The 12,508-nt window shown below is 68.1% G+C and carries 12 protein-coding genes and 1 pseudogene; 8 read left to right on the top strand and 5 right to left on the bottom strand.

The genetic code is table 11. The features are described 5' to 3' along the window. Positions 1–63 precede the first annotated feature (63 nt). The 3 genes and pseudogenes from IE075_RS05240 (at position 64) to IE075_RS05230 (ending at position 2,512) form a co-directional block, all read left to right on the top strand. A complete protein-coding gene (locus IE075_RS05240) occupies positions 64–750 on the top strand; it encodes an FKBP-type peptidyl-prolyl cis-trans isomerase N-terminal domain-containing protein (RefSeq protein WP_189453954.1) in 687 nt (228 codons plus the stop codon). 99 nt (positions 751–849) lie between these two features. After that, positions 850–1,670: pseudogene (locus IE075_RS05235) on the top strand (CoA pyrophosphatase). Beyond that, the gene (locus IE075_RS05230) at positions 1,667–2,512 is read left to right on the top strand and encodes a sulfurtransferase (RefSeq protein ID WP_189453952.1); all 846 of its coding nucleotides are present in this window, start codon (positions 1,667–1,669) and stop codon (positions 2,510–2,512) included. Before IE075_RS05235 ends, IE075_RS05230 begins: the two are co-directional and overlap by 4 nt. A 25-nt stretch (positions 2,513–2,537) precedes the next feature. On the opposite strand, the gene IE075_RS05225 is transcribed toward IE075_RS05230, so the two are convergent. After that, positions 2,538–3,326 carry an enoyl-CoA hydratase/isomerase family protein gene (locus IE075_RS05225; RefSeq protein ID WP_189454820.1) on the bottom strand — a complete coding sequence of 263 codons (789 nt, stop codon included), beginning with the start codon at positions 3,324–3,326 and terminating at the stop codon, positions 2,538–2,540. Between the two features lie 156 nt (positions 3,327–3,482). On the opposite strand from IE075_RS05225, the gene IE075_RS05220 reads away from it, so the two are divergent. Further along, positions 3,483–3,887 (top strand): copper chaperone PCu(A)C, encoded by a 405-nt coding sequence (locus tag IE075_RS05220; RefSeq protein WP_189454818.1) that lies wholly within the window; start codon positions 3,483–3,485, stop codon positions 3,885–3,887. Positions 3,888–3,895: 8 nt separating this feature from the next. Here the strand turns inward: IE075_RS05220 and IE075_RS05215 are convergent, their stop codons facing one another. From IE075_RS05215 to IE075_RS05205, 3 genes are all read right to left on the bottom strand, one after another. Continuing rightward, entirely contained in the window at positions 3,896–4,462 is a 567-nt protein-coding gene (locus IE075_RS05215; RefSeq protein WP_189453950.1) for an acyl-CoA thioesterase, read from the bottom strand. Then, the gene (gene uvrA / locus IE075_RS05210) at positions 4,459–7,350 is read right to left on the bottom strand and encodes an excinuclease ABC subunit UvrA (protein ID WP_189453947.1); all 2,892 of its coding nucleotides are present in this window, start codon (positions 7,348–7,350) and stop codon (positions 4,459–4,461) included. Before uvrA ends, IE075_RS05215 begins: the two co-directional genes overlap by 4 nt. Positions 7,351–7,480: 130 nt before the next feature. After that, positions 7,481–8,239 carry a YidB family protein gene (locus IE075_RS05205; RefSeq protein ID WP_189453945.1) on the bottom strand — a complete coding sequence of 253 codons (759 nt, stop codon included), beginning with the start codon at positions 8,237–8,239 and terminating at the stop codon, positions 7,481–7,483. A 184-nt stretch (positions 8,240–8,423) separates the two neighbouring features. On the opposite strand from IE075_RS05205, the gene rplU reads away from it, so the two are divergent. From rplU to cgtA, 3 genes are all read left to right on the top strand, one after another. Beyond that, positions 8,424–8,741 carry a 50S ribosomal protein L21 gene (gene rplU, locus IE075_RS05200; protein ID WP_189453943.1) on the top strand — a complete coding sequence of 106 codons (318 nt, stop codon included), beginning with the start codon at positions 8,424–8,426 and terminating at the stop codon, positions 8,739–8,741. A gap of 12 nt (positions 8,742–8,753) precedes the next feature. After that, positions 8,754–9,011 carry a 50S ribosomal protein L27 gene (rpmA, locus tag IE075_RS05195; protein ID WP_189453942.1) on the top strand — a complete coding sequence of 86 codons (258 nt, stop codon included), beginning with the start codon at positions 8,754–8,756 and terminating at the stop codon, positions 9,009–9,011. A 175-nt stretch (positions 9,012–9,186) separates the two neighbouring features. After that, positions 9,187–10,248 (top strand): Obg family GTPase CgtA, encoded by a 1,062-nt coding sequence (gene cgtA, locus IE075_RS05190; RefSeq protein ID WP_189453939.1) that lies wholly within the window; start codon positions 9,187–9,189, stop codon positions 10,246–10,248. A 274-nt stretch (positions 10,249–10,522) separates the two neighbouring features. Here cgtA and rpsT read toward each other — a convergent pair whose 3' ends face one another. Next, positions 10,523–10,795: a 30S ribosomal protein S20 gene (rpsT, locus tag IE075_RS05185; RefSeq protein ID WP_189453937.1), complete on the bottom strand. Its 273-nt coding sequence runs from the start codon at positions 10,793–10,795 to the stop codon at positions 10,523–10,525. A 152-nt stretch (positions 10,796–10,947) separates the two neighbouring features. Here rpsT and murJ point away from each other — a divergent pair, with 152 nt between their 5' ends. Next, on the top strand, positions 10,948–12,504 hold the full coding sequence (gene murJ, locus IE075_RS05180; protein ID WP_189453935.1) for a murein biosynthesis integral membrane protein MurJ: 1,557 nt from the start codon (positions 10,948–10,950) through the stop codon (positions 12,502–12,504). The last annotated feature ends 4 nt before the right edge of the window (positions 12,505–12,508 follow it).

Below are 12,508 nucleotides of genomic sequence, written 5' to 3'. Positions count from 1 at the left end.
GACCCCGCAGTGCATCCATGCGGACGGCGTCGCCGTTCCAGCCTCCAGCGGAGATTCCATCGAATGAAGTTGCGTCTGATTGCCGTCGCGTTGGCGGCCCTGGTCATCACCTCCGGCCCCGTGGCTGCGCAGGACACCTCGACCGAAAAGGGCAAGCTGAGCTACGCGCTCGGTTATGACCTCGGCCGTAACGCCGCGGAGAGCGGCGAGCCGCTCGACATCAACACCATCATCAAGGGCCTGCAGGAAGGCTACGGCAAGAAGGCGCCGTCGGTGCCGGTCGATGACCTGCGCAATGCCGTGCAGAACATGCAGAAGCGCCAGGCCGAAAAGGCCAAGGCTGCATGGGAAAAGGCAGCCGGCGAGAACAAGACCAAGAGCGACACGTTCATCAACGCGAATAAGGCCAAGGCCGGCGTGAAGACGCTGCCGAGCGGCGTGCAGTACCGCGTGATCGATGCCGGCAGTGGTGCGAAGCCGACGCAGGCGAGCACCGTCGCGCTGCAGGTCGCCGGTCCGTACCCGTGGGGCGAGCGCCCTGCGCAGGCCCGTCCCGCGCAGGAGATCCCGTCGGTTAAGGTCAGCGAGATCGAAATGCCGGCCATGCGCGAAGCCATCCTCCAGATGCCGGCGGGCGCGAAGTGGGAAATCACGCTTCCTGCCGACAAGGCCTACGGCGCCGACCCGCGCACGGGCTTCCCGCCGAACATGGCGGTGCAGTTCGAGGTCAAGCTGGTCAGCATCAAGTAACACCGCCGCATCCTGCGTGCTGCCCTGTTGCGCCGGCCCTGCCGGCGCAACTTGTTTGTGGGGGCACAACTGTCTTCTGTTCCCTAGGCCCGAATTCGCATGACCGTCGTCTTCCAGCGCGCGATTCCCACCCCCTGCACCGGCGTCTGCCAGCTCGGCCCCGACGGTCTCTGCGACGGTTGCTTCCGCACCGGCGACGAGATTGCATCGTGGTCGTGCATGAGCGATGACCAACGCCTGCAGCTCATGGATGAGGTGCTGCCGGAGCGCGAAGCGCGACGCGCATGAGCGCGGCGGTCGAGCCCGATCCGTCGTTCGATCGCGCGGCCATCGCTGCCGCACTGCACCCACTCGACGCACCGCCGCAAGGCCGGGGCTGGAACCACGAGGACGTCGCCGACCTCGTGCCCGATGCACACGTGTGGCGCGAGGCCGCCGTGCTCGTCGGCCTGGTGCCACGCTCGACCGGCGCGCAGGTGCTGCTCACGCGACGCACCGATGCGCTGCGCCATCACGCGGGGCAGGTGAGCTTTCCCGGAGGACGCATCGAACCCGAAGATCGGGACGCGGTCGCGGCCGCTTTGCGGGAGACACACGAAGAACTCGGCATCGCGCCCGACATCGTCAGGCCGCTCGGCTATCTCGATCGGCTCGTGACGATCACCGGCTTTCGGGTGCTGCCGGTTGTCGCTGTGATCGACCCGGCTTACATCGCGAAGCCTGATCCGAGCGAAGTGGCCGAGGTGTTCGAAGTCCCGCTGGCATTCCTGCTCGACCGCGCGAATCTCGGCGCGATGCCGATCGAACTGCGCGGCCGCACACGACGCGTGTGGGAGTACCGCTATCCTGCACAACGCATCTGGGGCGCCACGGCCTCGATGCTGCTCAATCTGCGGGACCGACTGGAGCGCATGGCATGACCGGATGGACGACCTTGGTGCAGGCCGAAACCCTGCATGACGCACTCGGCCGCGACGGCCTCGTATTGCTCGACGCACGTTCGTCGCTTGGCGCGCCCGGCGCAGCCGAAGCGGCATACCGCGAGGCGCACCTGCCCGGCGCGCGCTTCATCGATCTCGACCACGACATGAGCGACCACGCGCTTACCGGCGGCCGGCATCCGTGGCCCGATGCCGATCGTTTCACCGCGGCGTTGCAGCGCTTAGGCGTACGTCCCGACGACCAGGTGGTCGCGTACGACGCAGGCGACGGAGCGCTGGCCGCCGCCCGTGTGTGGTTCATGCTGCGGCTGCTCGGGCACCGATCCGTGGCCGTGCTCGACGGCGGCCTGACACGCTGGACGGCGCTGGGCCTGCCAGTCGAGTGCGATGTACCCACACCCGAGCCGAGCGAATACCGCGCGGAGTTCGATGCGTCGCGCCTGCTCGACGCACCCGCGGTCGAGCGACACCTTGCGGGTGCCGGCACGCTCGTCGACGCGCGCGCGATGGAGCGCTTCCGCGGTGACGTCGAGCCGCTCGATCGCGTGGCCGGTCATGTGCCCGGCGCCGTCAACCGGCCGTATGCCGCAAACCTGCGCGACGGGCGTTTCAAGCCCGCGGAAGAGCTCGCGCGCGAGTTCGACGCGCTGCTCGGCGACGCGCAGCCCGCGGACCTCGTGGCCATGTGCGGCTCGGGCGTCACCGCGTGCCACCACCTGCTTGCAATGGAGCACGCGGGTCGACCCGGCGCGAAGCTCTTCACCGGCTCGTGGAGCGGGTGGATCGAAGACCCCCGGCGCCCGGTCGCGCAGGGCGACTGAGCAACGTTTCAGCCGGGCGGCGGGATCAGCGGCGCAGGCGGGCGACCAGCGCCTGCAGTGCCTGCTGCGTGCCCGGCGCGTACCAAGCATCGAGGAACTCATCGAGTGCGATGCGTGCGGGCTGCATCGCAGCGCCGACGTCGGCCCGGGCAATCTCCCGCGTGCGGCGCATCGCGTCCTGCGGCAGCGCAAGCAGACTGGCGAGCCATTCGTGCGCCCGTGGCACGACGCGGTCCATCGGCACGACTTCGTCGACGAGTCCGATGCGCTGCGCCTGCGCGGTGTCGACCATTTCGCCGGCCACGAGCAAGCGCTCGGCACGGTTCACTCCGACCACCCGCTGCAGCAGGTGTTGGACGCCTTCGGGCACGGCAAGGCCGACCTGCGTTTCGTTGAGGCCGATGCGCAGCGGCCGGGTCGGATCGGGGCTGTCGGCCATGATCCGGTAGTCGCAGCACAGCGCGAGTACGCACCCGCCCGCAGGCGCGTGGCCGTTGATCGCAGCTGCTACCGGCACCGGGCACGAGGCGAGTGCGCGGGCCGCGTCGAAGAACGCCGTCCACGCCGCCCGCAGGCGCTCGCGGTCGTCGCCGAGCGAGAGCAGGTGCGGGACATCGAGGCCGGCTGAAAACACCGCGGGGCCGTCAGGGCGATGGGCCGACGCGAGCACGAGGCCGCGTGCTCCATCACCCACCGCTTGCCGCACGGCCTCACGCAGTGCATTGCACAAGGCGGGGTCGAGCGCGTTCACCGGCGCGCGGTCGAGTCGCAGCGCGAAGATGCCAGCGTCCGCGTCGAGAACCTCGATGCGCACGAGGCTCATCGGGCGGCTCCCACGAAGTGGGCTGCAGAGCGGGAAACAGCGGACGTGCGCGCAAGCATGGGCGGCTCCTGGCCAGGACGCGCCTATCATAGGCACATGACTATCAATCGCCGCTTCTCGCTGGGTTTAGCTTTCGCCTTGGCCTGCATGCTCTCCGGAGCGGGCGATGTGTCGGCGCGTGGATGTGCACCGCGCGTCGAATCCGCGTGGCTGCGGCTGCCGCCAGGCGGGATGCCGATGCTGGCCGGCTTTGCGCGCATCACCAACCCATGCGATGCGCCGATCATCATCACCGGCGCACGCAGCAAACGCTTCGCTGACGTGTCGCTGCACGAGTCCAAGATCGTCGATGGGATGAGCCGCATGCGCGCGGTGCCGCGGCTCACCGTGCCCGCACGCGGCGCAGTGTCCCTGCAGCCCGGCGGGCTTCATCTCATGCTGATGGGCGCGCAGGCGCCGGTGAAGACCGGCGATCGCGTTGAAGTCGAACTCGAGCTGGAAGGCGGGCGCACGGTGCGCGCCGAGTGGCCTGTGCGGGCCGCGGCCCGCTGAGCCCCAGCTCAGCCGGCGACGGGCGCCGCGCAGGCCGTGCGCACGAACTCTGGCAGCGGCGCGGGGCTGCCGGCTTCCCGGTCGATCCACACCATCACGACGTTGCCGTCGCAGTACACGGCGCCGCCGTCGCCCGCGTCGACGATGCGATGCCCGACCGTCAGGCTCGTGCTGCCGATCCGTTCGACGAACAGTTCGACCACGACCTCGCCCGGCCAGCCGATCGGCCGCCGGTAGTTGAGGTTCGATGCGGCGACGACCGGCGCGATGTGGTCCTCGAGGCCCATGCCGGGCATCGTGATCATCCAGCGCAGGCGCGCTTCCTCGAGATAGCTGAGGAACTTCGAGTTGTTGACGTGGTTGAACGCGTCAAGATCGCGCCAGCGCACGCTGATCGGCACCCGGATCAGCGGCGATGTCGGGGCCGACGCTGGCGATTTCGCCTCGGCCTCGGTGGCTGGAGCGGAGTCCCGCGTCGGCTCCGCTGCAGCGGCCGCCTTGTCTTTCGCGGGCTTGCGCTTGCGCGTCGAGGGGCGGCGCTTCTTCGGCGCGGGGGCGGGGGTTTGATCACTCATGCAGCGGACGGCTTCTTCCGGGCGCTCTTGCGCGGCGGCTTAGCTTCGGCCGGTTTGAGCAGCGGCGCAAGGAAGCGGCCGGTGTACGACTGCGGCATGGCTGCGATTTCCTCGGGCGTTCCGGTCCCGAGGATCGTGCCACCGCGGTGGCCGCCTTCCGGGCCGAGGTCGACGATCCAGTCGGCCGTTTTGATCACGTCGAGGTTGTGCTCGATCACGACAACCGTGTTGCCGTCGTCGCGCAACCGGTGCAGCACCGCAAGCAGGTGCTCGATGTCATGGAAGTGCAGGCCGGTCGTCGGCTCGTCGAGGATGTACAGCGTGCGTCCCGTGTCGCGACGCGAGAGTTCTTTCGACAGCTTCACGCGTTGGGCTTCACCGCCCGACAGCGTCGTCGCGCTCTGTCCGAGCTTGATGTAGCTCAGGCCGACGTCCATGAGCGTTTCGAGCTTGCGCGAGATCGACGGGATCGCCTCGAACAGCTGCAACGCGTCCTCGACGGTCATCTCGAGCACGTCGTTGATGTTGTAGCCCTTGTAGAGGATCTCCAGCGTTTCGCGGTTGTAGCGCTTGCCGCCGCAGACGTCGCAGGGGACGTACACGTCGGGCAGGAAGTGCATCTCGACCTTGATGAGGCCATCGCCCTGGCAGGCCTCGCAGCGACCGCCGCGCACGTTGAAGCTGAAACGGCCGGCGGCATAGCCACGGGAGCGCGACTCGGGCACCGCCGCGAACAATTCGCGCAGCGGCGTGAACAGCCCCGTGTACGTGGCCGGGTTGCTGCGCGGCGTGCGGCCGATCGGGGACTGGTCGATATCGACGACCTTGTCCCACAGTTCGATGTTCTCGTACGAATCGTGCGGCGCGATAGGCTGCGACGCGCCGTTGAGCTCGTTCGCGGTGATCGGGTACAGCGTGTCGTTGATGAGCGTCGACTTGCCCGAGCCCGACACGCCGGTCACGCAGGTCAGCAGGCCGGCCGGAATCGCGAGGTCGACGTTGCGCAGGTTGTTGCCGCGCGCGCCGCGCAGGTGGAACGTCGTCTTCGGATCGGGGGCGTGGCGCTTGGCGGGCACCTCGATCTTGCGCGCACCGCTGAGGTACTGGCCGGTCAGCGAGCGCGGCGCGTTGATGATGTCCGCGTACTGCCCCTGAGCGATGACCTCGCCGCCGTGCACGCCCGCGCCCGGGCCGATGTCGACGATATGGTCGGCAAGGCGGATTGCGTCCTCGTCGTGCTCGACGACGATCACCGTGTTGCCGAGATCGCGCAGCCGCGTGAGCGTGCCGAGCAGACGCTCGTTGTCTCGCTGGTGCAGGCCGATCGACGGCTCATCGAGCACGTACATCACGCCGACCAGGCCGGCGCCGATCTGCGACGCCAGGCGGATGCGCTGCGCTTCGCCACCGGACAGCGAGTCGGCCTTGCGTTCGAGCGTGAGGTAATCGAGGCCGACGTCGACGAGGAAGCGCAGTCGGTCGCCGATCTCCTTGACGATCTTCGTCGCGATCTCGCCGCGCCAGCCCGGCAGCTGCATGTCGCGGAAGAAGTCGAGCGCTTCGCCGACCGGTTGCACGACGATGTCCGACAGCGGCCGGTCCGCGACAAACACGTTGCGAGCGGCGCGGTTGAGACGCGCGCCGCCGCACTCGGTGCACGCGCGCTCGCTGATGTACTTGCTCAGCTCCTCGCGCACGGCGGCCGATTCGGTCTCGCGATAACGGCGTTCAAGATTCGGGACGATGCCTTCGAAGCGGTGCCGGCGCTGGTGCTTCGTGCCGCCTTCGCTGACGTAGGTGAACGGAATCGTCTCGGTGCCGCTGCCGAACAGCACCGCCTCGCGGTTTTTCTCGGGCAGCGTGTTCCACGGCTGGTCGACCTTGAAGCCGTAATGCTTCGCGAGCGACTGGATCAGCTGGAAGTAGTACGCATTGCGGCGGTCCCAGCCGCGCACCGCGCCCGCCGAGAGCGACGCGTCGGGATTGACGACGACCCGCGCCGGATCGAAGAACTGCGCGACGCCAAGGCCGTCGCAGGTCGGGCACGCGCCCACCGGCGAGTTGAACGAGAACAGCCGCGGCTCGAGCTCGGGCAGCGAGTAATCGCAGACCGGGCAGCTGTACTTCGACGAGAACAGCAGCGGGGCCATCTCGGCGTCGTCGAGCGACTGCACGATCGCCATGCCGTCGCCGAGCTTGAGCGCGGTTTCCAACGACTCGGCCAGGCGCTGCTTCATATCCTCGCGCGGGCGGAAGCGGTCGATGACCGCCTCGATCGTGTGCTTCACGCGCAGCGCGAGCGGCGGCACCGCATCGATCTCGTGCACTACACCGTCGACGCGCACACGGACATAGCCCTGCGCACGCAACTGCTCGAACACCTGCGCATGCTCGCCTTTGCGCTCACGGATCACCGGCGCAAGCAGCATGAAGCGCTGCTCCTGCGTCTCGGGTTTCGTGCTCAGCGCAATGACCTGGTCGACCATCTGGCTGACCGTCTGCGCTTCGAGCGGATACGCGTGCAGCGGGCAACGCGGCGTGCCGACGCGCGCGTACAGCAGGCGCAGGTAGTCGTAGATCTCGGTGATCGTGCCGACGGTCGAACGCGGGTTGTGCGACGTCGACTTCTGCTCGATCGAAATCGCCGGCGACAGGCCTTCGATGTGGTCGAGGTCAGGCTTTTCCATCACCGACAGGAACTGCCGCGCGTAGGCCGACAGCGATTCGACGTAGCGGCGCTGGCCTTCGGCGTAGATCGTGTCGAACGCGAGCGAGGACTTGCCGGAACCGGACAGGCCGGTGATCACGATCAGCTTGTCGCGAGGCAGGTCGAGGTCGATGTTCTTGAGGTTATGCGTCCGCGCGCCGCGGATGCGGATCATGTCCATTCGGGAACCGGGGCTTTCATGGGGGATGCGGCGGTCGCGGCATCTACGCCGGCGAAAGCCAATCGGGGAGCGTATCGGCCGGTCGATATGGGGGCAAACCGCATGAACCGAAGGCCGACGCGTCCGACGCTCATGTGGTCAGGCGAAGGTCCGGTTCAGTTGCAGGCGCCGCCGCGGCTTCGCGGGTTGCGTCTGCGGCACCGCTGCAGCCGCGGAACACGCCGAACCCGATCAGCAGCGCAACGATCACGAGCAGCATCACCGCCATCGGCCGCGCCGGGCCGGTGCGGGTGGGTGTCGGGCCCTGCGGCGGATCTACGGGCGGGGCGATCGGCTCGGGCGCCGCGGCAGGGCTCGCGTCCTCGACGACCTTGGCGGCGGCTGCCATGTGGGCATTGCCGACGACCCCGACGCTTCCGCCGAGCGTGACCGCGCCTGCCTCGATCGCCGCGGCGCCGATGTGCCCGAGGTCGGGCAAGAGGTGCTCGCGCGAGTCACCGAACCAGCCATGGAAGCGGTCGGGAATTGCCGAGACGTCTGCCGGCAGATCGCCGTGCTCGCTGAGTTCGTGCACCACGTCCGGCAGCATCGCGGCCGCCGCGGCGCGCACGTTCGGCAGCGGCATTTCCAGGCGGTGCGCCATGTGCGCGAGCGTGTCGGCGCCGAGCGTCTGCTCGAGGCGTTCGCCGTCGATGGGCTCGTTCGGGCCCGGGCCGAGCCAAGAGTCGATCTCGGTGCCCAACCCGCGGTCGCGGAAGGTCTGCACGAAGCCGGCCGCTCCGCCGCGCTTGGGGTTCAGGATTTGCCCGACGAGCATGCCGAGCAGGCGTCGGGCGCGGGGCTCGTCGAGACCCAGCAGGCGGGTGTGCTCAAGGATCCGGTCGAACATGGCGGGCTCCGTTGCGCCAGGCATCTGGCCTTCGCTTCACTAGAGCACCGCTTGCGTCAACGCTGCGGGAACCTGCCGGACGCAACGGGCCGGCTTGCCCGGGCATGCGCGGTCGCCTACAATCCCGCGTCTGTTTGCCCGGCAAGGGCGGCAGGACCACAATAACTACATAGGAAGTCTGGTCATGTACGCAGTACTGGTCACTGGCGGTAAGCAATACCGCGTGATGGAAGGCGAGAAGCTCCGCGTCGAGCTGCTCGACGTGGAAGCCGGCAGCGAGGTCACGTTCGACAACGTGCTGATGCTTGGCGGCAGCGACGGCGTGAAGGTCGGCAACGACGTGAACGGCGCCACGGTCCGCGCAACGGTCGTTGGCCACGGCCGCGCCGACAAGGTCAAGATCGTCAAGTTCCGTCGCCGCAAGCACCACCGCAAGCAGATGGGTCACCGTCAGCATTACACCGAAATCCAGATCACCGGCATCGCCGGTGACAGCAAGTAAGGAGCAGGCGTCATGGCACATAAAAAGGGCGTAGGCTCGACCCGTAACGGCCGCGATTCCAACCCGAAGTACCTCGGCGTCAAGATCTTTGGCGGCCAGGAAATCGAAGCGGGCAACATCATCGTCCGCCAGCGCGGGACCCAGTTCCACCCGGGTTCGGGTGTCGGCCTCGGCCGCGACCACACGCTGTTCGCGCTGGTCGATGGCAAGGTCGAGTTCTCGACCAAGGGCCCGAAGCGCCGCCGCACCGTCAGCGTCGTCGCTGCCTAAGCGCGCGACGTTGCGCGAGAAGCCCCGCTTCGGCGGGGTTTTTCGTTTGTGAGCCGGTGAATCGCGTTTGCCGCTCCTTAGCGGCAGCGGACGAGCAGCGCAGCGCGTCTCTGGACGCGCTCCAGCCCGCACCGTCGTTGCACACCTCCTTTCCGACTCATTCATCACGGCCCCTATGAAACTCGTCGACGAAGCCGAAATCCAGGTCAGCGCAGGCAACGGCGGCAACGGCTGCGTGGGCTTCCGCCGTGAAAAATTCATCCCCCTCGGCGGCCCAGACGGCGGCGACGGCGGTGACGGCGGGAACGTCTGGCTCGTCGCCGACGAGAACCTCAACACGCTCGTCGATTTCCGGCACCAGAAGCAGTTCCGTGCACAACGCGGCGAGAACGGGATGGGTCGGCAGATGTACGGCAAGGCCGGCGCGGACCTGACCATCACCGTTCCGGTGGGTACCGTCGTCACCAACGTCGAGACCGACGAGGTGATCGGCGACCTCGCGCGCCACGGGGAGCGGCTGCTCGTCGCGCACGGCGGCAAGGGGGGGCTCGGCAACATGCACTTCAAGAGCTCGACGAACCGCACGCCGCGCAAGGCCCTGCCGGGTCTGCCGGGCGAAGAGCGGGCGCTCAAGCTCGAGCTCAAGCTGCTCGCCGACGTCGGCTTGCTGGGCTTTCCGAACGCGGGCAAGAGCACGTTGATCCGTGCCGTCTCGGCGGCAACGCCGAAGGTGGCGGACTACCCGTTCACGACGCTCTACCCGAACCTCGGCGTGGTCAGCGTCGAGATGCATCGCAGCTTCGTGATCGCCGACATCCCAGGCCTCATCGAGGGCGCCGCAGACGGTGCGGGCCTGGGTGCGCAGTTCCTGCGCCACCTGCAGCGCACCCGGCTGCTGCTGCACCTCGTGGACATTGCGCCGATGGAAGGCGGTGTCGAGGGTGTGTCGCCCGCCGAGCAGGTGCGTGCGATCGAGCGCGAGCTCGAAAAGCATGACCCGGAGCTGCTCGCAAAGCCGCGCTGGCTCGTGCTCAACAAGGCCGACCTGCTGCTCGAGGAGGAACAACAGGTCGCGGCGCAGGCGGTCGTCGATGAGCTCGGCTGGAGCGACCGTTGGTACCTCGTCTCCGCGATCGGCCGTGAGGGCACGTGGCCGATCATGCTCGACGTGATGGCCTTCTTCGACCGGCAGCGCGAAGAGGCTGCCGAAGCGGCTGAAAACGAACGGCCGGAGTGATCCCGTGGTGCGCGTGAATCCGCAGCGCGGTCCAGGCCGCGCGTGCGAATCCCTCAGTTGTTCGGGGAGCGCGCTGATGCGCGCGGCTCGCTCGGGCTGTGCGCTGCAGCGGAGCGGCGAGAGGACGATGCCGTCGGAGGCGTGCGCCGGGGGCTGCAGTGCGCGCGCATACGGCGCTGCTGGATTGCCATGTTTAGCGCAGCCGTCCGCCCAGGCGGCGGCCACAAAAAAGCCCGGCCGAAGCCGGGCTTTTTCAACAGCGCCTAGCGTGAACTCAGGCCGCGGTCTGCAGCGCCTTGATGCGCGCGTTCAGACGGCTCTTGTGGCGAGCGGCCTTGTTCTTGTGGATCAGGCCGCGCGAGCTGAAGCGATCGAGGATCGGCTGGGCGGTCGCGAAAGCAGCCTGGGCACCGGCGGCGTCATTTTCGTTGATCGCCTTCAGCACCTTCTTGACGGCGGTGCGCAGCATCGAACGCTGACTGGCGTTGCGGGCGTTGCGCACGACAGCCTGCTTGGCGCGCTTCTTGGCGGACTTGATGTTTGCCACGGTGGGTTCCTGGAATTGAGCTGAAACTGAAAGGAAAAGCGGGTGCGGAAAATCAGACCCAAAAGTATGTCCCGAGTGAAGACGTGCGTCAACCGACCAAGCGCGGGGCTGCGTTCATGAGCCGAGGACCGGGCCACCGTCGAGCTGCGGGTATGCTGCGCTCGACCGTCGTCTTCAGCGCGATGACGTTCCTCTCCCGCATTGCGGGCTATGCGCGCGACGCGCTGCAGGCGCATCTTTTCGGCACCAGCGCGGCGGTCAGTGCGTTCGTCGTCGCGTATCGCATTCCGAATTACCTGCGCCGAATCTTCGCGGAAGGCTCGTTCTCGTCGGCGTTCGTGCCGGTGCTCTCGGAGCTCAAGCAGAAGGGCGACGAGCAGGCGATGCGCGACGTCCTCGACCACGTCGCGGGCGCACTGCTGGCGGCGGTCATCGTCGTCACCGCACTCGGCATGCTCGGCGCGCCGTGGATCGCGCGCGTGTTCCTGCTGTTCGCCGACCCGGGGGCCGGCGGCCTCGTGGAACTGGCGGCGGACATGCTGCGCATCACGTTTCCGTACCTCGTCTTCATTTCGATGACGGCGCTGGCCGGCGGCGTCCTCAACACGTTCCGGCACTTCGGCGTGCCCGCGTTGACGCCGGTGCTGCATAACCTGGCGATCATCGGCGCCATGCTCGTGCTGCCACGTTTTCTGGCCATCCCCGAGCAGGCGCTTGCCTGGGGCGTGCTGGCGGCCGGCGTGCTGCAGATGGCCGTGCTGTGGCCGACGCTGGGCCGCCTCGGCATCCGGCCGCGGTTCCGCTTCGACCTGCAGCACGAAGGCGTGCGACGCGTGCGCAAGTTGATGCTGCCGACGATCTTCTCGTCGTCGGTCGCGCAGGTGAACCTGCTCGTGGGCACGATGTTCGCGTCGATGCTCGTCGTCGAGGCGCAGGCCTGGCTGTACTACTCAGACCGCCTGACCGAACTGCCGCTCGGCCTGTTCGGCGTCGCCGTCGGCACGGTGATCCTCCCGCAGCTTTCGAGGCAGTTCGCGGGCAAGGACGAGGCCGGGTACGCGCGTTCGCTCGACTGGGGTCTGCGCGTCGTGGTTCTGGTGGGTATGCCTGCGGCGCTCGGGCTGGCGCTGCTCGCCGTCCCGCTCACCGCGGCGCTGTTCGGGCGCGGTGAGTTCACTGACGACGACACGCGCATGGTCGGCTACGCGCTCACCGCGATGAGCCTCGGCATCCCGACGTTCATGCTCAGCAAGGTGCTGCTGCCTGCGTTCTATGCGCGGCAGGACACCAAGACGCCGATGCGTGCGGCGCTGGCGACGGTCGTGACGAACGTCGTCCTGACGATCGCGTTCGTCACGCCGCTCGACTACCTCGGGGTGCGGTGGGCGCACGTCGGCATCGCGGCGGCGACCGCGCTCGCCGGCGTGGTCAACGCGGCGCTATTGTGGCGGTACCTGCGGCGGGACGGCATCTTCAAGCCGCAGCCGGGTTGGACGCCGTGGCTGGCGCGGATCGGCGTGGGCCTCGCGGTGATGGCCGCTACTGTGATCCTCCTGGAGCGATGGGTGACGGCGCGGTACGGCATGTGGACGGCGCAGCCCGATGCACTGCGGTGGATGTGGTTGCTCGCGACGATCGCGACCGGCGGCGGCGCGTACGGCGCGACACTGCTCGCGCTGGGGCTGCGGCCGCGTCACCTCCGCCAGTGAGCAG

The organism is Cognatilysobacter bugurensis (genome assembly GCF_014652095.1).
GTDB lineage: Bacteria > Pseudomonadota > Gammaproteobacteria > Xanthomonadales > Xanthomonadaceae > Cognatilysobacter > Cognatilysobacter bugurensis.
The sequence above is the reverse complement of the archived record's forward strand: the minus strand, read 5'-3'. Positions and strand labels throughout refer to the sequence as shown.

Coding starts and splice junctions, on each gene's coding strand:
- rpmA (WP_189453942.1), top strand. CDS start 8,754: ATGGCACATAAAAAGGGCGTAGGCTCGACCCGTAACGGCCGCGATTCC.
- murJ (WP_189453935.1), top strand. CDS start 10,948: ATGCTGCGCTCGACCGTCGTCTTCAGCGCGATGACGTTCCTCTCCCGC.
- IE075_RS05215 (WP_189453950.1), bottom strand. CDS start 4,462: ATGAGTGATCAAACCCCCGCCCCCGCGCCGAAGAAGCGCCGCCCCTCG.
- cgtA (WP_189453939.1), top strand. CDS start 9,187: ATGAAACTCGTCGACGAAGCCGAAATCCAGGTCAGCGCAGGCAACGGC.
- IE075_RS05230 (WP_189453952.1), top strand. CDS start 1,667: ATGACCGGATGGACGACCTTGGTGCAGGCCGAAACCCTGCATGACGCA.
- rplU (WP_189453943.1), top strand. CDS start 8,424: ATGTACGCAGTACTGGTCACTGGCGGTAAGCAATACCGCGTGATGGAA.
- uvrA (WP_189453947.1), bottom strand. CDS start 7,350: ATGGACATGATCCGCATCCGCGGCGCGCGGACGCATAACCTCAAGAAC.
- IE075_RS05205 (WP_189453945.1), bottom strand. CDS start 8,239: ATGTTCGACCGGATCCTTGAGCACACCCGCCTGCTGGGTCTCGACGAG.
- IE075_RS05240 (WP_189453954.1), top strand. CDS start 64: ATGAAGTTGCGTCTGATTGCCGTCGCGTTGGCGGCCCTGGTCATCACC.
- IE075_RS05220 (WP_189454818.1), top strand. CDS start 3,483: ATGCTCTCCGGAGCGGGCGATGTGTCGGCGCGTGGATGTGCACCGCGC.